Source organism: Variovorax sp. CCNWLW225, from assembly GCF_037204045.1.
Lineage (GTDB): Bacteria > Pseudomonadota > Gammaproteobacteria > Burkholderiales > Burkholderiaceae_C > Variovorax.
This window is the reverse complement of the sequence record NZ_JBBCBV010000003.1, coordinates 235,282-252,858: the sequence shown is the minus strand read 5'-3', so window position 1 is coordinate 252,858 and position 17,577 is coordinate 235,282. Positions and strand designations below refer to the sequence as shown.

The following is a 17,577-nucleotide window of genomic DNA, read 5'->3' as shown; positions in this document are numbered from 1 at the left end:
ACGAACGCCAACGCAAATTTTCTCGCTCAGCCCATCGATTTTTTCGATGACCCCATGCGGTGCGACGCGTGCACCACAGCGGAGCCGAGTGCGGCCTCCGGCAGTGGGGAGGACGGGTCGTCGCGGTAGCTCGCGTAGATGGGCAACGGCTCCAGCGTGTCGTCGCAGGGCAGCACGCGCAGCGGCAGGCGCCGCGCCAGCGGCTCGACCACCGCGCGCGGCAGCGTGGCCACGCCAAAGCCCGCTTCCACCAGCTGCGCCATCGCCGAGATCGAAGAGATCGCATGCACGCGCGGCGGCGGGCTGCCGGCATCGCGGAACAGCTCGAGCAGCGCGACGTGCGGCTGCGATCCGCGCTGAAAGGTCAGCAGGTCGAGCGACAGCAGGTCGGGCAGGCGGTAGCGCCGCTTCAGGTGCAGCTCGCGGTGGCCGACGAAGCACATAGGCATCGGCGGCACGGCGCGGGTGCGCACGCCGTCGCCGGCGGCGGGCAGTGCGGCAAACACCAGATCCTGCTTGCCGCGCTGCAGCTGGTCGACCAGCACCGGCGTGGTTTCCACGGTGAGCTCCAGCTCGAAGTCGGGATGCGTCGCCTGCATGTGCTTGAGCCAGCCGGTGAGCCAGCTGTGCACCACCGATTCGATGGCGCCGACGCGCAGCACGGCCTCTCGCACGGCGCCCGAGCCCATCTCGGCCTTGATGTGCATCTGCATCTCGAGCAGCTTCTGCGCGAAGGCGTGAAAGCGCTGCCCCGCCACCGTGAGGCGGAACTGCTTGTCGCGCCGGTCGAGCAGCAGCACGCCCAGCTCGCGCTCGAGCGCCGCAATGCGGCTGGAAAGCGCCGATTGCGTAAGGTGCAACTTCTCGGCCGCACGGGTCACGCTCTTGAGCGCCACGGCCCAGTGAAAGGCTTCAACGAATCGCAGGTTCATCGTTTTCCGATCGTCCGGTTTCTTGTTTGTGCGAGCGGCGAGTGTCGCCTGAGCAGGGGCTCCGCTGCGCTATGCTCATTACGAAGGAGACAAGACAACCATGCAGATCGTCATTACCGGCGGTGCCGGCTTCGTTGGCGCACGCCTTGCCCGCACGCTGCTGAAGCAGGGGCGGCTATCGCTTGCCGGCGGCCCGGCGCGCGACATTTCCCGCATCACCCTGGTCGACCGGGTCGCGCCACCAGCCGACCTTGCGGCCGACCCGCGCGTTGCCGCCGCGCTTGGCGACCTGAACGAGCAACTGGCCTCGCCCGACACGGCGCTCTGGCGCGAAGCGGATGCCATCTTTCACCTGGCCGCCGCGGTCAGCGGCGAATGCGAGGCCGATTTCGACCTGGGCATGCGCAGCAACTTTGCCGCCACGAACGCGCTGCTCGAGAAAGCGCGTGCCGTCGGCACCCGGCCGCTGGTGGTGTTTGCCAGCTCGCTCGCGGTGTTCGGCGATTCGCCAGAGCAGCCGCTGCCGCCGGTGATCGAAGACCACACGCTGCCCACGCCGCAGACCAGCTACGGCATCCAGAAATTCATCGGCGAGCAGCTGGTGGCCGACTACACGCGCAAGGGCTTCATCCGCGGGCGCAGCGTGCGCCTGATGACCGTGAGCGTGCGCCCCGGCAAGCCCAACGGCGCGGCATCGGGCTTTTTCAGCGGCATGATCCGCGAGCCGCTCGCGGGCATTCGCGCCGCCTGCCCGGTGCCTGACGAAACACCCGTGGCCATCGCGTCGCCGGCCCGCACCGTCGAAGGCATCATCCGGGCGGCGGAGGCAAGCGACGCCGACTGGGGCCCGCGCACCGCACTGAACCTGCCTTCGCTTTCCACCACGGTGGGTGAAATGGCGGCCGCGCTCGAACGCGTGGCCGGCAAGGCCGCCACCGCCCTGCTCGACCGCACACCCGATCCGGCCATCCAGCGCATCGTGAAAACCTGGCCCGGACGCATCGAAACCGCCCGCGCCAAACGCCTGGGGCTTTCGGCGGACGCCGATTTCGAAGTAGTTATTCGTGACTACGTCCGTGAAAATCCCGACGCGGTGAAGCTCCCTGTTACGGCATAGTCGGCGGCTGCCCGCGGACTTCTCTTGGCTCCCGCCTTTTCTTCGCGACTTCTTTTCTCTGGAGACAACACAATGAAATTGACCCGACTGGCCGCCGGCCTGGTTCTGGGCATGGGCATGGCATGCGCCGCCTTCGCGCAGACCACCATGAAGATCAGCATTTCGACCGCGCAGAACTCGCACCAGGGCGTGGCGATCGACGTCTTTGCCAAGGAAGTCGAAAAGCGCACCGGGGGCCGCTACAAGGTCCAGACCTTCTACAACGGCTCATTGGGCGGCGAGCGCGAGTCGATCGAGGCCGTGCAGCTGGGCACCCAGGAACTGGCGCTCTCCTCCACCGGGCCGGTGCCCAACTTCGTGCCGGAGACCAAGATCCTCGACGTGCCGTTCCTGTTCCGCGACAAGGCCCATGCGCGCGCCGTGCTCGACGGCCCCATCGGCCAGGACCTGCTGACCAAGTTCGACGCCAAGGGTTTCAAGGCGCTGGCCTGGGCCGAGAACGGCTTCCGCCACATGACCAACAGCAAGCGCGACGTGAAGGCGCCGGAAGACCTCAAGGGGCTGAAGATGCGCACCATGGAAAACCCGGTGCACATTGCGGCCTACAAGACCTTCGGCATCGTCACCACGCCCATGGCTTTCCCCGAAGTGTTCACCGCCTTGCAGCAGGGTACGGTCGACGGCCAGGAAAACCCGCTGTCGGTCATCATCGCGGCCAAGTTCGACCAAGTGCAAAAGCACCTTTCGCTCACGGGCCACGTCTACTCGCCGTGCATCTTCCTGATGAACAAGGCGACGTTCGACAAGCTGAGCGCGGCCGACAAGCAGGCCTTCCTCGAGGCCGCGAAAGAAGGCACCAAGGCCAACCGCGCGCGCGTGGACGAAGACGATGCCAAGGGCGTGGCCGACCTGCGCGCCAAGGGCATGACCGTGATCGACAACGTCGACAAGACCAAGTTCGTCGCCGCGCTGGCGCCGGTGAATGCCCAGTTCGAAAAGGACTTCGGCAAGGCCAACCTCGACAAGATCCGCGACTTCAAGTGATTTTCATGATGCTATCTTTTAGATAGCATCGGGCGCCCGCTCAGTTCCATCTGGCGGGCTTTTTTGTTTTCAACATCACGACTGCAGATGAAAGAAAAATTTCTCGGCATCGAGCGGTGGACCACCGGCTTCTCGATGATTGCCGCCTGCGTGATGCTGGTCATCGCCTCGGGGTTGGGCGTGTTCCAGATCGTCACGCGCTTCGTGCTCGAGCAACCCGCCGAATGGAGCGAGATCCTGATCCGCATGAGCCTGATCTGGATGGTGTTCCTCGGCATTCCAATGGCCTTTCGCCAGGGTGCGATGGTGAGCGTGGATGTGCTCTACCGCTGGAGTCCGCCGCGCATCAAGCGTGTGCTCGATTTCGTGGTCAGCATCGCAGCGCTGGCGCTGATGCTGGTCATTCTGTGGTGGGGCTGGGACTACGCGATGCGCGGCCGCGTGCAGTCGATGGCCGGGCTCGAAAGCGTGTCGATGATGTGGTCGTACCTGGCGCTGCCGGTCGGCTCCGTTTTTTGCCTGTTCGGCATCGTTGGTAATTTTCTCGATCCCAAGCGGCTCGAACTGGAGACCGCGCAATGACCCCCGTGATGGTTGCAACGATGGTGCTGTGTTTTGCACTGTCGGTTTCAGTGGCGGTGTCCATCGGGCTCGCATCGATCCTGGGTATCCAGGTGGCCAACGTGAACATGCTCATCTCCGTAAAGGAGATGTTCAATTCGATCAACAAGTTTCCGCTGGCGGCCATTCCCTTCTTCATCCTGGCTGGCAACCTGATGGAAACCGGCGGCATCTCGCGCCGGCTGGTCGAATTTGCCAAGAGCATTGTGGGCGGTGTGCAGGGCGGCCTGCCGATGACCTGCGTGCTCACCTGCATGATCTTCGCGGCGGTGTCGGGCTCTTCGGTGGCCACCACCTTTGCCATCGGCGCCATCCTGATTCCGGCGCTCATCAAGCACGGCTACCCCACCGCGTACGCGGCGGCGCTTCAGGCCACCAGCGCCGAGCTGGGCGTGATCATTCCGCCTTCCATTCCGATGATTCTGTACGGCGTGAGCGCCGAGGTGTCCATCGGCGAGCTGTTCATTGCGGGCTTCGGCCCCGGCATTCTCATCAGCCTGGCGCTGATGCTGTTCGTCTGGGTGTATTGCAAGTGGAAGGGCTGGGGCAAGAACGACGGCGACGGCCGCATGTCCTTCGGCAAGGCGACCTGGCAGGCCGGCTGGGCACTGCTGATGCCAGTGATCATCCTGGGCGGCATCTACGGCGGCATCTTTACCCCCACCGAGGCTTCGGCGGTGGCGGTGTTCTATGCGCTGGTGGTCGGCATGGTGATCTACCGGGAGATCAAGCTCAAGGACCTGTACCTCATCCTGCGGAAGTCGGTGCTGTCGTCGGCGGTGATCATGTTCATCATCGCCAACGCGGGCCTGTTCGCCTTCCTGATCACGCGCGCGGGCGTGCCCGACGCCATTGGCCATTGGCTGCAGGAAGTGCTGAAGTCGCCGGCCATGTTCCTCTTGGGCGTGAACGCGGCGCTGTTCATCATCGGCATGTTCATCGAGACCAGTGCGGCCATCATCGTGCTCGCGCCCATCCTGGCGCCGGTGGCGGTGCACTTCGGCATCGACCCGGTTCATTTCGGGCTCATCATGGTGGTGAACCTCGCGCTCGGCATGATCACCCCGCCCTTCGGCGTGAACCTGTTTGCGGCGTGCACGGTAGCGCGCATATCGCTCGACCGGATCGTGAAGTACCTCATTCCCTTCGTGCTGGTGATCCTGGCCTGCCTGATGGTGATTACCTACGTGCCGTGGATATCGCTCGCGCTGCGCGACCTGGTGTACGCCAAGTAGCAGGCGACGCAAAAACCAGAGAGAAAACGGGCAGCCTTCGCGGGCTGCCTTTTTTTATGCGGCAAATGCCCCTGTAAGGCAAACGTTTCACAAAGATGTCACCAGCCGCAACGATGCTGCAGCCTTCGATTCCGAAAGCTGTGGCGCCATGTTTCCCACCAAGACCGACAAGGCACGCGACGAACTCCAAGGCGGGCAGCGCACGCTGAGCCAGCGCGAGCGCGCATTGCTGCTGATGGCCGACGGCCGGCGTTCGCTGACCGACTTCAGCCCGCTGTTTGCAAGCCGCGACGAAGCCGAACAGACGCTGCGGGCTCTGATGAACCGCGGGTACCTGCACGACGCGCAGGGCGCAGCGCCGAAAACCGCCGCACCAGTTACGGCGGGCCCGACACACACGCCGATTCCGGCTCCTGCGGCGGAGCCCATCCGTGTAGAGACCTCGACCGACAACTTCGACGGCAAACGTTCCCTGGCCACCACGCGCATGTTCCTGTTCGACATCTGCGAGCGCATGTTCGTGCGGCGCGATCCCAAGTTTGCGCTGCAGATGCGCGATGCGCTGCGCGAAGCCCGCGACCGCGACGCCATGCTGACGATTGCCGCGCTGATGCTCAATGAAGTCGAGAAAGCCGCAGGCGCCGAGCGGGCCGAATCGCTGCGCGAGCGTATCGAAAGGTTGCTGCCGCCCGCTTCGGAAACCGTGCACTGAGGCCTTCCGCGATCCACTACACTTCGAAGGGTCAGGAGAGAGCCTCGCCACGCGAGGCCGCCGAAGGCGCAGGGGTTTCCCGAACGCTCAGGCAAAAGGACTGACAAGGCGCTGGCGCATGCCGGCGTTTCCTTGCTGGAGAGAGGCCCCTGCATCTTGCCGATGCGGCGGCCCACCGAAGGAGCAAACCCCGATCGTGGGGCGAATCTCTCAGGTAAAGCGGACAGCAGGGGTGGCCCATGGCTCGCGCCATGGAATTCGACTGCCCCTTTGGAGTGCCCCGTGGCCGCTTCCGCTTCATCATCCGACGCCCCATTGCTCAAGACGCCCCTGCACGACCTGCATGTGGAACTGGGCGCCCGCATGGTGCCTTTTGCCGGCTATTCCATGCCGGTGCAGTACCCCGCCGGCCTGATGGCCGAGCACAAGCACACGCGCGACGCGGCCGGCCTGTTCGACATTTCCCACATGGGCCAGCTGCGCCTGGTGGGGCCCGATGCCGCCGCCGCATTCGAAACCCTGATGCCGGTCGACGTAATCGACCTCGCCCCCGGCAAGCAGCGCTATGGGCTGCTGCTGAACGACGAAGGCGGCATCCTCGACGACCTGATGTTCTTCAACGAGGGGCACGGCTCGATCTTCGTGATCGTGAACGGCGCCTGCAAGGTGGCCGACCTCGCGCATATCCAGCAGAAGATCGGCGCACGCTGCGACGTGCAGCCTATGCCCGACCATGCACTGCTCGCGCTGCAAGGCCCGCAGGCCGCCACGGTGCTGGCCCGCTTGTCGCCCGGCATCGAGCGCTTTGTGTTCATGACCGGCGGCGCGGTGAAGATCGGCGGCATTCCGGCCTTTGCCACGCGCAGCGGCTACACGGGCGAAGACGGCTTCGAGATTTCGGTCGCCGGCAAGGATGCCGACGCCCTCGCCCGCCTGCTGCTGGCGCAGCCCGAGGTCAAGCCCATCGGCCTGGGCGCGCGCAATTCGCTACGGCTCGAAGCCGGGCTCTGCCTGTACGGCAACGACATCGACACCACCACCACGCCAGTCGAGGCCTCGCTCAACTGGGCGATCCAGAAGGTGCGCCGCACGGGCGGCGCGCGCGAAGGCGGCTTTCCGGGTGCGGCCAAGGTGCTGGCGCAACTGGCCGCCGCTACGGCCGGCGCCGCGGGCCGCACCGACCACGACACCCTGAAGCGCAAGCGCGTCGGCCTTGTGGCGCTGGAACGCGTTCCGGTACGCGACGGCACGCTCCTGCAATCTTTCGAAGGCCGGGACATCGGCATTGTGACCAGCGGCCTGCTCGGCCCGACGGCCGACCGCCCGGTTGCCATGGGCTACGTGGCCACCGCGTTTTCGGAACCCGGCACGCGCGTGCAGGCCATCGTGCGCGGCAAGCCGGTGCCGATGGAAGTCTCGACCCTGCCCTTTGTGCCGGCCCGCTATTACCGCGGCTAGGCTCTGCGCTTCCTGAACCAGATCATTTTTTCCACGAGGAGTTTTTCACCATGAGCATCAAGTACACCAAGGACCACGAATGGGTCTCGGCCGAAGGCGACGCAGCCACTGTCGGCATTACCGTGCACGCGCAGGATGCGCTGGGCGACGTGGTCTTTGTCGATCTGCCCGAAGTGGGCAAGACCTTTGCGCAGGGTGAAGTGGCCGGTGTCGTCGAATCGGTCAAGGCCGCGGCCGATGTGTTCATGCCCGTGTCGGGCGAGATCACCGAAGTGAACGAAGCCCTGCGCGCCGATCCCTCGCTCGCCAACACCGACCCGCTGGCCGCCGGCTGGTTCTTCAAGGTCAAGCTCAGCGAGCCGTCGCAACTCGACGCGATGCTCGACGCCGCCAGCTACGACAAGTTCGCCGCCGAATCCTGATCCGCCGGGTTCTTCAGCCGCCCTTCCTCATTCCCCGAGCCTTTACCGCCATGCCGATTCCCGCCCAGCCTTCCCTGCAACAACTAGAGAACGCCGAAGAATTTCTCGCCCGCCACATCGGCATCGATGCAGCGGACGAGGCGCGCATGCTGCCGGTAATCGGCTCGGAAACGCGGGCGGAGCTCATCGACGGCATCGTGCCTGCGGCCATTCGCCGCGCCAGGCCGATGCGGCTGCCCGCTCCCGTGACGGAGGCGGACGCGCTGGCCGAGCTTAGGGCCATCGCTGCGAAGAACAAGGTGTTCAAGAGCTTCATCGGCCAGGGCTACTACGGCACGCACACACCGGGTGTGATCTTGCGCAACGTGCTCGAAAACCCCGCCTGGTACACCGCCTACACGCCCTACCAGGCCGAAATCTCGCAGGGCCGCATGGAAGCCCTGCTCAACTTCCAGACCATGGTGTGCGACCTGACGGGCATGGCCATTGCCAACGCATCGATGCTCGACGAAGCCACGGCCGCCGCCGAGGCGATGACGCTCGCCAAGCGCAGCGTGAAGAGCAAGAGCAACGTGTTCCTGGTGTCGGGCGACTGCCACCCACAGACCATCGAGGTCATCAAGACGCGCGCCGCGCCGCTGGGCATCGAGGTGAAGGTGAGCACCGTTTCCGAGACGCTGCCGCACCTGATGGCGAGCTGCGAATTCTTCGGCGTGCTCGCGCAGTACCCCGCCACCACCGGCCACGTGCACGACCTGCGCCCGCTCGCAGGCCATGCGCACCAGTGCGACGCCGCCTTCTGCGTGGCGGCCGACCTGCTCGCGCTCACCCTGCTCGCGCCGCCGGGCGAATGGGACGCCGACATCGTCTGCGGCACCACGCAGCGCTTCGGCATGCCGCTGTGCAACGGCGGCCCGCACGCCGCCTACCTGGCCTGCCGCGACGAGTTCAAACGCTCGCTGCCGGGCCGCCTGGTCGGCGTGAGCGTCGACACGCACGGCCAACCCGCCTACCGCCTCGCGCTGCAAACGCGCGAGCAGCACATTCGCCGTGAGAAGGCCACTTCGAACATCTGCACCGCGCAGGTGCTGCCGGCCGTTGTGGCCAGCATGTACGCCGTGTACCACGGGCCCGACGGACTTACCCGCATCGCGCAGCGCGTGGCGGCGCTCACCGCCATCCTTGCGCAGGGCCTGGCGCAAATGGGCCGCGAGCCGGTCAACGGCACGGCCTTCGATTCGCTGACCATCCGCACAGGCGAAGACACGCCGAAGATCATCGAGCGCGCCACCGCGGCCGGCGTCAACCTGCGCCAGCGGCTGCAGCAGCACCTGGGCATTTCGCTCGACGAAACCACGACGCGCGCCGACATCGAAGCGCTCTGGGCCCTGTTCGTGCCCGCGGGCACGCCGATGCCGCGTTTCGACGACCTGGCCAACACTGCGCCGCGCCTGCCCGAAGACCTGCGCCGCACCAGCGCCTTTCTGACGCACCCGGTGTTCAACACGCACAAGAGCGAGACGGCGATGCTGCGCTACATCCGCAGCCTCTCGGACAAGGACCTGGCGCTCGACCGCAGCATGATTCCGCTGGGCAGTTGCACGATGAAGCTCAACGCGACCAGCGAGATGATCCCCATCACCTGGCCCGAGTTCGCGAACATCCACCCCTTCGCACCCGCCGAGCAGCAGCAAGGCTATGCGCAGCTCGATGCGCAGCTGCGCGCGTGGCTCTGCGAAGCCACCGGCTACGCGGGCATCAGCCTGCAGCCCAATGCGGGTTCGCAGGGCGAGTACGCGGGCCTCTTGGCCATCAAGTCCTTCCACGAAGCCAAGGGCCAGGGCCACCGCAACATCTGCCTGATTCCCTCGTCGGCGCACGGCACCAACCCCGCAAGCGCCCAGATGGTCGGCCTGCAGGTGGTGGTGACCGCCTGCGACGCGCAGGGCAACGTCGACATGGACGACCTGAAGCGCGCCTGCGAAAAGCACAGCGACAAGCTGGCCGCGGTGATGATCACCTACCCCAGCACGCACGGCGTGTTCGAAACCCGCGTGAAAGAGCTCTGTGAGCTGGTGCACGAGCACGGCGGCCGCGTGTATGTCGATGGCGCCAACATGAATGCGCTGGTCGGCGTGGCCGCGCCGGGCGAATTCGGCGGCGACGTGAGCCACCTGAACCTGCACAAGACCTTCTGCATTCCGCATGGCGGCGGCGGGCCGGGCGTGGGCCCGGTGTGCGTGGTCGAAGACCTGGTGCCGTACCTGCCGGGCCATGCGACGGCCGGCATTGCATCGAACGGCGTCGGTGCTGTTTCCGCGGCGCCGCTGGGCAATGCAGCCGTGCTGCCGATCAGCTGGATGTACTGCCGCATGATGGGCGCCAAGGGGCTGCAGGCCGCAACCGAAACCGCCATTTTGAGCGCCAACTACATCAGCGCGCGCCTGAAGGACCACTACCCCACGCTGTACGCAAGCCCCAACGGCCACGTTGCGCACGAGTGCATCCTGGACCTGCGCCCGCTCAAGGACACCAGCGGCGTCACCGCGGAAGACGTCGCCAAGCGCCTGATCGACTACGGCTTTCATGCGCCGACCTTGAGCTTTCCGGTGCCGGGCACGCTGATGGTCGAGCCCACCGAGAGCGAGCCGCTGGCCGAGCTGGACCGCTTCGTCGACGCGATGATCGCCATTCGCGGCGAGATCCGCCGCGTCGAAGAAGGCGTCTGGCCCAAGGACGACAACCCTTTGAAGCACGCGCCCCACACCGCCGCGAGCCTGCTCGGCACCGAATGGTCGCACCCCTACTCGCGCGAACTCGGCGCGTTTCCGCTGGCCGAACTCAAGCAGGCCAAGTACTGGCCGCCCATCGGCCGGGTCGACAACGTGTACGGTGACCGCAACCTGTTCTGCAGCTGCGTGCCAGTGGGCGAATACCAGGAAACCGAAGAGGCCTGATCAGGGGGCCTTCTTCGCTTCGCTAGCCTTCGCGGCGGTACATCGCCCACTTCACGGTGAGGATGTCCGCGGCGATCTTCGCGGCGTTCACGCCCGCGTAAGGAACGGACGGATCGAATTCGAAGGCTTCCTGGTAGCGCTTGATGTGCGCGTAGTCCCGGTCGAAGGTCATCGGCCCCATGAGGTCGGCGGGGTCGGTGCCGGCGGGCAGCGCCAGAAACTTCTCGGGATCGGTAGCACTCTGGTAGAGGTCGACGCTCATCAGGTTCATACGGTTGTCCTCGAAATCGTGAGGACAAATCATCCACGGCATCCGCAGCGCGCGCAATCGGCCCGCGCCTACACGGCGCGCGATCGGGACGCGCCTACAGCGCGATGGGTCAGCGCTGCTTCTTCTTGGCCATGTCGCCCGTGGCAATCTGCTCGCGGAAGCCGCGCAGGCTGGCCTTGAGCTTGCGCTCGTTTTCCAGCCCCACCCGCACCATGATCTTCTGGCCGGACGAGAGCGACTCGAGCTGCGGATCGGCGTATTCATAGCGCACCCACGGCCGCTGCGACGACACGTTGCCCTTGACCTCGACGAGCCGGACCTGCACCGGGCCGGCGGGTTCGGGCGCCTGCAGCAGATGGTCGATCACGGCAATGAGCCGGTCGTTGAAATAGCGGCCTGGATAGCCAAGCTCTTCATACGCTTTCTGAAAGAGCGGATAGAGCCGCGCATACGTCTTGGCGGCCTTGGCCGGGTCGACCGACCCCGCAAGCAGCACGATGGGGTTGTAGCGCGCGGCATTGTTGGCCGCGATGGTCTGCGCCTCGCCCTTGCCTTCGGTGGCAAAGCGCTGCTTGGTGGGCTGCACCGGCCATGCACTCGCTGGCGCCTGCTCGCGCGACAGGTTGTCGATGGTGGCCACAAAGCGGCGCACCACGCCGTCGAACTGCACGAATTCCGCCACGTTCTGGCTGCCCAGCAGATCGACCAGCGCCGACATCACGCGCGTGTCGGAATCGGCCACCGTAGGCAGGCCCGAGGCGGGCAGCGCGATCGCATCGATGGGGTTCTTGGGCTCCAGCGATTCGGGCAACGGGGCTGGCGGCGGTACGGGCACGGGCCCGTCGTTCGGCGCGGTGGCCGCGGTGGGCGCCGGCTCGACTGGCTGCGGCTGTTGCTGCTGGTACCAGCGCCAGCCCAGGAGAGCGGCCGCTATCGCCAGCAGGCCGATGATGATGATTGTGCCGGCCGAGCTCTCGCGGCGCGGCCTGAATTCGGAGGTGTCGCTGTCGGACATGTCGGCAATATTCCTTTTGCGAGGATTGCAGTGGGAGGCGAACGGCTATGGTGCACCAGTTCTGCGGCCCTCCCCGGTGTCATCCCTCGTCATCCCGTAACGCACTGTGACGCGCCGGCCAAGCGAAAAAGGCTTCTATGGCCGCGACTGGGGCGTACCCGCTGAGGTGCTGAGCGCCTGAAGCCACGCCAGCGTGCCTTGCAGCTCGGCCGGCCGGATTTCATGCCCGCCGGGAAAGTCCGCACCCGAGAGCGCCAGCGGCAAGCCACGCGCCAATTCGCGCGTGGCTTGTGCCGCGCTTGGCGCAATCACGTTGTCGGCGCTGCCATGGCTCACCCACAGCGCCTTGCCCTCGAAGGCCTCCGGCGGCGCAATGTGCGGCACCACCTGCGGCAGCAGGCGGCTGTGCCACACCATCGCGGCGCGCAGCTTCGCGGGCTGCGTCAGCAGCAGCGACAGCGCCATGATGCCGCCCTGGCTGAAACCGCCAACCACCACGCGCTCCGCCGGCACGCCGAGCTGCTGCGATGCCGAGGCGATCATCTCGCCGACGAGAAAGCGGCTTTCGCGCTCCTGCTCTTCATTGATGTGGCGCTCGCCGTTTGCCAGCACCTGGAACTCGAACCACGCATAGGCATCGGGCGACAGCACATAGGGCGCGCGCAGGCTCAGCACGTGAAACTGCGGCGGCATGAGCCGCGCCAGGCCGAACAGGTCTTGCTCGTTGCTGCCGACACCGTGCATCAGCACCAGCAGCCACGGCTCGCGCACGCCGGCGTTGGAGGGCTGTTCGAGAAACTTGAAGGGCAGATGGAGTTGCGGCATGGGTCTGGCGAGGGTTCAGGCGGTGAGGTGAAAGCCCTGCGCCAACGCGCGGGTGATCTCGGCGGACGGGAGCTCGCGGCAGCCCGTCGCGTTCTGCCCCGACCACAGCGGTGAAAAGTCGCCGCGGCCCTGTGCCTCGGCCTTGGCGCGCAGCGGTGCAATGGCTGACGTGGCAAGCGGAAACTCCGGCGCCACCGCGGCGATCGGCCCCAGGTCGCGCATCAGGCGGTTCATGATGCCGCGCGCCGGGCGGCCGGTAAAAAGGTTGGTCAGCGCGGTATGCCGCGCTGCATCGCTTGTCAGCGCCGCGCGGTGCAAGGCGCTGGTGAAGGCTTCGGGCGCGAGCATGTAGGCGGTGCCGATCTGCACGCCGGCGGCGCCCAGCGCCATGGCGGCGGCTACACCGTTTGCATCGGCAATGCCGCCGGCCGCGATGACCGGCAGGCGAACCGCACGCACCACTTGCGGCAGCAACGCAAAGGTGCCGAGCTGCGCCGTCAGGTCGTGCGAGAGAAAGTGCCCGCGATGGCCGCCGGCCTCCAGCCCCTGGGCAATGATGGCGTCGACACCCTGCGCCTCCAGCCACAGCGCCTCGTCGACCGTGGTGGCGGAGGCGAGGATCTTCGAGCCCCATCCGCGCACTTGGGCCAGCAGCGGCTCAGGCGGCAACCCGAAATGAAAGCTCACCACCGGCGGACGGAACTCGGCCAGCACCTCGGCCACCACCTCGCTGAAGGGGTTGCGCCCGGGGCCAGCGGGAATGGATGCCGCATCGATGTCGTGCTCGCGGTAATACGGCGCCAGCGCGTTGCGCCAAGTCGCCTCGCTTTCGGCGCTTGGCTGCGGCGGCACGTGGCAGAAGAAGTTGACGTTGTAGGGCTTGCCTGTGCCCGCGCGGATGGCGCCTATTTCGGTGCGAATGGCGTCGTTGCCCAGCATGGCGCACGGCAGCGAGCCGAGCCCGCCCGCGTTGCTGACGGCAATGGCCATTGCGCTGCCTTGAATGCCCGCCATGGGCGCCTGTATCAGCGGGAGTTCGGTACCTAGAAGTTGCTGCAGCGTGGTCATGCGGAATTCCTTGTGTTTCGTGCCCCGGCCATTGTCCAACGACTGGAAAACGCCTACTGCCAAATGGTGCATCATCCGGAGCAAGATCCCACCCGCCCAGGAGCTGTACATGCCGTCTTCCACCGACTACGAGTCGATGTTCGAGTTTGCACCCATGTCGCTCTGGATCGAAGACTACAGCGGCCTGCTCCGGCTGTTCGAATCGTGGCGCAATGCGGGCGTGGTGGATTTGGTGGCCCACCTGAATGCCGAGCCGAGCCGGGTGAGCGAATGCATGGCGCAACTGCGGGTGTTGAGCGTCAACCAGAGCACGCTCAACCTCTTTGGTGCGCAAAGCCAGGCCGAGCTGCTCTCGCGGCTGGACAGCATCTTTCGGGACGACATGACCGCGCCCGTGATCTACGAGCTGGACCAGCTCTGGCGTGGAAATCTCTCCTTCGACAACCAGACGGTCAACTACGCGCTCGACGGCCGAAGGCTCGACGTGCACGTGCGGGTGCAGGTGCTGCCCGGCTATGAAAAGTCTTGGGACCGTGTGCTGGTGTCGCTCGACGACATTACCGCGCGCGTTCGCGCCGAAGAGCTGCGCCTGGAGAGCGAACGCTACGCGCGCGAACTGTTCGAACGGTCACCCGTTTCGTTGTGGGTGGAAGACTTCAGTGCGGTGAAGGCCCTGCTCGACGACATACGAAAACGGGGCATCACCGACTTCACGACCTTCATCAAGGTGCACCCGGAGTTCGTCACCCGCTGCATGAGCGAGATTCGCGTGATCGACGTCAACCGCGAAACCCTGCGCATGTTCGGTGCGGCCGACAAGGCAACGCTGCTGGACAACCTCTCGGACATCTTCCGCGACGAGATGCAAGACTCCTTCGCCGAGCAGCTGCAGGACCTCTGGAACGGAAAGATGCTGCAGCAGCGGGAGGTGATCAACTACGCATTGACGGGCGACCTGCTGAACATCCACATGCAGTTTGCAGTGCTCGAAGACCGGCTCGCCACCTGGGACCTGGTGCTGGTGTCGCTGATCGACATCACGGCCCGCAAGAAGGCAGAGGCCTACCTCGAGTACCTGGGCAAGCACGACGTGCTGACCCAATTGCGCAACCGCACCTTCTTCACGGAAGAAGTGAATCGGTTGACGCGCAAGGGGCCATGGCCGGTGTCGGTGCTGGTGATCGACATGAACGGCCTGAAACCCGTCAACGACGAGGAAGGCCATGCCGCCGGCGACGCACTGCTCCGGCGCGTGGGCGAGGTGCTGAGCAAGGCCGTCGATGAGCCCGGCTGGCCGGCGCGGATCGGCGGCAACGAATTTGCCGTCGTGCTCCCCAAGACGGACGAGCGCGGGGCGGAGGCGATGCGCGACCGCATCGTTTCCATGCTCGAACTGAACAACCAGTTCTACGCCGGGCAAAGCGGACGGATGCTGAACCTTGCGATGGGCGTGGCCACCTGCGAGGCCGGCGACCAGCTCGACGCGGCCCTGCAGCGTGCGGACCGTGCAATGTACGAAGAGAAGGCCCGCTACTACCGCGAAAGCAAGGCCGACCGCCGACGCGAGTAGGCGCGGTGAAGAAGCGGCCCCGGCATCCTTAGAAAAGAATGATCCACTCGCCGCGTATGTATCGGTACTGGTAGCTGGGCCCCGAAAAGGTGGTGCTGCGGCTGTAGCCGGCATTGAAGCGGAACACCTGCGATCCCCTCACAGGGCTCTGCAGGCTCACGTCCAGCAGTCTCGTGGGCTGGCTCAGGTCGTGGTTGATCTTCTCGTTGCCCAGCCCGGCCGTTACCGCGGCGGTCCAGCCCTGGAAACGCTGCCGCCAGCTGACCGCCAGCATCGATTCGCTGTAGCTCTTCGGATTGAAGTAGGCCCTGTCGACGTCTTCGTGGGTGCTGCGGTACGTGCGGTAGCGCGCTTGCAGAGTCAGCCCCAGGTCGAGCGAGGGTTGATAGATGAAGCGGATGCGCCCGTGGTCCCGTCGATTCCCGTCGGAGAAGTACTGCTGTGCCAGCAGCCCCACCAGCGTGACATGGCTTCCCAAGCCTTGGTCGACCGCAACACCGAGAAACGAAAAGTCGATTCCGCGGTCGAGGGACTTCGGTGTTTCGACCCAGTCGCGCGTAAGCAGAAACTCCACCGCCGTGCTTTTTGTCGGCGCTATGCGGTAGCTGCCGTCGAGCGTCAGCAGCGTATGGCCGCCCTGCTCGAACACGCCGGCCTCCATCTGTCCGCCATTGGCCGTTCTGGTTTCGATTGAACGCGCGAGGAACGAGATCTTTTTTCCTGCCCTTCGCCAGCTGTCTTGCTGGTACTTGTAGTCGCCGAGCCGGAACCCGAGGTAGCGGTCGGCGTTTTCAAAAGCGGGGAAAAACTCGACCGATACCCGGCGGGATTCGAAGTTGTCGCTGTCGCTGGTCAGCAGGGCTTCCGTCCCGAAAGCCATGCCGGACGCTTTTTTCTCGGCCGCTTCTTCCTGCGCATGGCAGGAGGCACTCAACACCATGAGGCCTGAAATGGCGGCCGCTGCATATGCCGGCTTCCTGGTCATTTGGTGCCCCAGGCTTTGGGCTTTCTGAACAGTTCGTCCAGATAGCCGAGCACGCTGGCGGGTTGCAAAAGCAAGCTGTACAGCAGCACGTAGACAAAGAAGCCCTGGATATTTTTTCGCACGACCAGGCCGGTTTTCTTGAACATCCGGCGCTCGATCGAGAACATCAGGAAACTCAGCGCAAATGCCGCCGGTATCAGCGCCAAGGTCATTGGCCCCACGATCCAGTAATAGCCGAACAAGGCAAATATTATTCCGGGAATGAAGCCGATGGTGAATGCCAGGTCCAGCCACGGGAACAACAGGTTCCAGTGAATGAAAAAGGTCGACAGCCGCATCTTGAAAAGAATGCGGGGGTGTTTGACAAAGGCCTCCGTCATGCCCCGCGCCCAACGCTGGCGCTGCTTGACCAGCTGCTTGAGGGTACTGGGCACATTGGTGAAGAGGCAGGCGTCTTCGCAGTGCCCCACCCTGTACCCGGCATTCAACAGCGCCCATGTGAGCACGATGTCTTCTCCCACGCACTCGGGCCATCCGCCAACCTCGGTCAGCGCGGCCCGGTCGTAAACGGAGAATGCGCCTTGCGCAACCAAGGTGCCCTGGAAAAGCGACTGAACTCGCTTGACCGCGGAAATACCGTGAAAGTAGTCCCACTCCTGGCAACGGGTGATCCAGTTCTGCCGCGAGTTTCGAACCAGGATTTTTCCCGCAACGGCGCGCGTATTGGGCGGGTCGGCGTGATAGCGCTCGACAATGCTGGTGAGCGCGCCGCGGTACAAAAAGGAATCTGCATCGACCGTCACGACCAGATCGTGCAGAACCTCCTTGAACCCGATGTTCAAGGCGCGGGCTTTTCCACCATTCTTTTTCAGGTCGACAAAGCTGAGCCAGCTATATCGCTCGAGGGCACGCTGAACCACCTGCGCAGTGCCATCCGCCGAGCCGTCATTGATCACGATGACCTGCAACTCGCCCGGGTACTTCTGCTGGTCAATGCTGACCAGCGTCTCTTCGATGGAAGCTTCTTCGTTGTACGCGGCAATCAATATCGATATCGGCGGATAGACCGAAAGCGGGCGATGCGGCGGCCTTTTGTCCAGAATGAGGCTGATTGCCATGAACGCATTCATGAACCCCGGGATGATGGCAATGCCATACACCAGGAAAATGGCAAACGCGGTTCCTACATAGCTTTTCAGATCGGCGAGCCACGGCCCGGCGGCCCAAATCGAAAAAACCATCCATGCGATCGCCCCGATCAACGCGATCAAAAATTTGGCTGACACCGGCAGATAAATTGCCGAACGCTTCGCCTCTCGGCCATCTACTTTCATGTGCATCCTCG

The 17,577-nt window shown here is 64.8% G+C and carries 16 protein-coding genes and 2 riboswitches; of the genes, 9 read left to right on the top strand and 7 right to left on the bottom strand.

The genetic code is table 11. The features are described 5' to 3' along the window. Positions 1-26: 26 nt before the first annotated feature. The gene (locus tag V9L20_RS08895) at positions 27-932 is read right to left on the bottom strand and encodes a LysR family transcriptional regulator (protein WP_258507569.1); all 906 of its coding nucleotides are present in this window, start codon (positions 930-932) and stop codon (positions 27-29) included. A gap of 100 nt (positions 933-1,032) precedes the next feature. Here V9L20_RS08895 and denD point away from each other — a divergent pair, with 100 nt between their 5' ends. The 8 genes from denD (at position 1,033) to gcvP (ending at position 10,498) form a co-directional block, all read left to right on the top strand. Continuing rightward, positions 1,033-2,049, top strand: a complete 1,017-nt coding sequence (denD, locus tag V9L20_RS08890) for a D-erythronate dehydrogenase (RefSeq protein WP_337296305.1) — start codon at positions 1,033-1,035, stop codon at positions 2,047-2,049. Positions 2,050-2,121: 72 nt separating this feature from the next. Beyond that, positions 2,122-3,093: a TRAP transporter substrate-binding protein gene (locus V9L20_RS08885; protein ID WP_337296304.1), complete on the top strand. Its 972-nt coding sequence runs from the start codon at positions 2,122-2,124 to the stop codon at positions 3,091-3,093. An 87-nt stretch (positions 3,094-3,180) separates the two neighbouring features. Beyond that, positions 3,181-3,675 (top strand): TRAP transporter small permease, encoded by a 495-nt coding sequence (locus V9L20_RS08880; RefSeq protein WP_337296303.1) that lies wholly within the window; start codon positions 3,181-3,183, stop codon positions 3,673-3,675. Then, positions 3,672-4,949, top strand: coding sequence for a TRAP transporter large permease (locus V9L20_RS08875; protein ID WP_281148587.1), 1,278 nt, complete (start codon positions 3,672-3,674; stop codon positions 4,947-4,949). The genes V9L20_RS08880 and V9L20_RS08875 overlap by 4 nt, the downstream gene beginning before the upstream one ends. A 148-nt stretch (positions 4,950-5,097) precedes the next feature. Continuing rightward, positions 5,098-5,661, top strand: a complete 564-nt coding sequence (locus V9L20_RS08870; protein ID WP_337296302.1) for a hypothetical protein — start codon at positions 5,098-5,100, stop codon at positions 5,659-5,661. A 22-nt stretch (positions 5,662-5,683) separates the two neighbouring features. Continuing rightward, positions 5,684-5,774: riboswitch (glycine riboswitch) on the top strand. A gap of 12 nt (positions 5,775-5,786) precedes the next feature. Then, positions 5,787-5,898: riboswitch (glycine riboswitch) on the top strand. Between the two features lie 45 nt (positions 5,899-5,943). After that, positions 5,944-7,119 carry a glycine cleavage system aminomethyltransferase GcvT gene (gcvT, locus tag V9L20_RS08865; protein ID WP_337296301.1) on the top strand — a complete coding sequence of 392 codons (1,176 nt, stop codon included), beginning with the start codon at positions 5,944-5,946 and terminating at the stop codon, positions 7,117-7,119. Between the two features lie 50 nt (positions 7,120-7,169). Beyond that, positions 7,170-7,541, top strand: coding sequence for a glycine cleavage system protein GcvH (gene gcvH / locus V9L20_RS08860; RefSeq protein WP_337296300.1), 372 nt, complete (start codon positions 7,170-7,172; stop codon positions 7,539-7,541). Positions 7,542-7,591: 50 nt separating this feature from the next. Further along, the gene (gene gcvP, locus V9L20_RS08855; RefSeq protein ID WP_337296299.1) at positions 7,592-10,498 is read left to right on the top strand and encodes an aminomethyl-transferring glycine dehydrogenase; all 2,907 of its coding nucleotides are present in this window, start codon (positions 7,592-7,594) and stop codon (positions 10,496-10,498) included. Between the two features lie 22 nt (positions 10,499-10,520). Here gcvP and V9L20_RS08850 read toward each other — a convergent pair whose 3' ends face one another. From V9L20_RS08850 to V9L20_RS08835, 4 genes are all read right to left on the bottom strand, one after another. Then, entirely contained in the window at positions 10,521-10,769 is a 249-nt protein-coding gene (locus V9L20_RS08850; protein WP_258507585.1) for a hypothetical protein, read from the bottom strand. Positions 10,770-10,878: 109 nt separating this feature from the next. Continuing rightward, positions 10,879-11,784, bottom strand: a complete 906-nt coding sequence (locus tag V9L20_RS08845) for a DUF3014 domain-containing protein (RefSeq protein WP_337296298.1) — start codon at positions 11,782-11,784, stop codon at positions 10,879-10,881. Positions 11,785-11,919: 135 nt separating this feature from the next. Next, the gene (locus V9L20_RS08840; protein ID WP_337296297.1) at positions 11,920-12,609 is read right to left on the bottom strand and encodes an alpha/beta hydrolase; all 690 of its coding nucleotides are present in this window, start codon (positions 12,607-12,609) and stop codon (positions 11,920-11,922) included. Between the two features lie 15 nt (positions 12,610-12,624). Continuing rightward, positions 12,625-13,677, bottom strand: a complete 1,053-nt coding sequence (locus V9L20_RS08835; RefSeq protein WP_337296296.1) for an NAD(P)H-dependent flavin oxidoreductase — start codon at positions 13,675-13,677, stop codon at positions 12,625-12,627. Between the two features lie 109 nt (positions 13,678-13,786). Between V9L20_RS08835 and V9L20_RS08830 the strand changes: the two genes are divergently transcribed. After that, positions 13,787-15,247, top strand: a complete 1,461-nt coding sequence (locus tag V9L20_RS08830; RefSeq protein WP_337296295.1) for a sensor domain-containing diguanylate cyclase — start codon at positions 13,787-13,789, stop codon at positions 15,245-15,247. A gap of 28 nt (positions 15,248-15,275) precedes the next feature. Here the strand turns inward: V9L20_RS08830 and V9L20_RS08825 are convergent, their stop codons facing one another. Further along, on the bottom strand, positions 15,276-16,232 hold the full coding sequence (locus tag V9L20_RS08825) for a hypothetical protein (RefSeq protein ID WP_337296294.1): 957 nt from the start codon (positions 16,230-16,232) through the stop codon (positions 15,276-15,278). Then, entirely contained in the window at positions 16,229-17,566 is a 1,338-nt protein-coding gene (locus V9L20_RS08820; protein ID WP_337296293.1) for a glycosyltransferase, read from the bottom strand. The genes V9L20_RS08825 and V9L20_RS08820 overlap by 4 nt, the downstream gene beginning before the upstream one ends. Between the last annotated feature and the right edge of the window lie 11 nt (positions 17,567-17,577).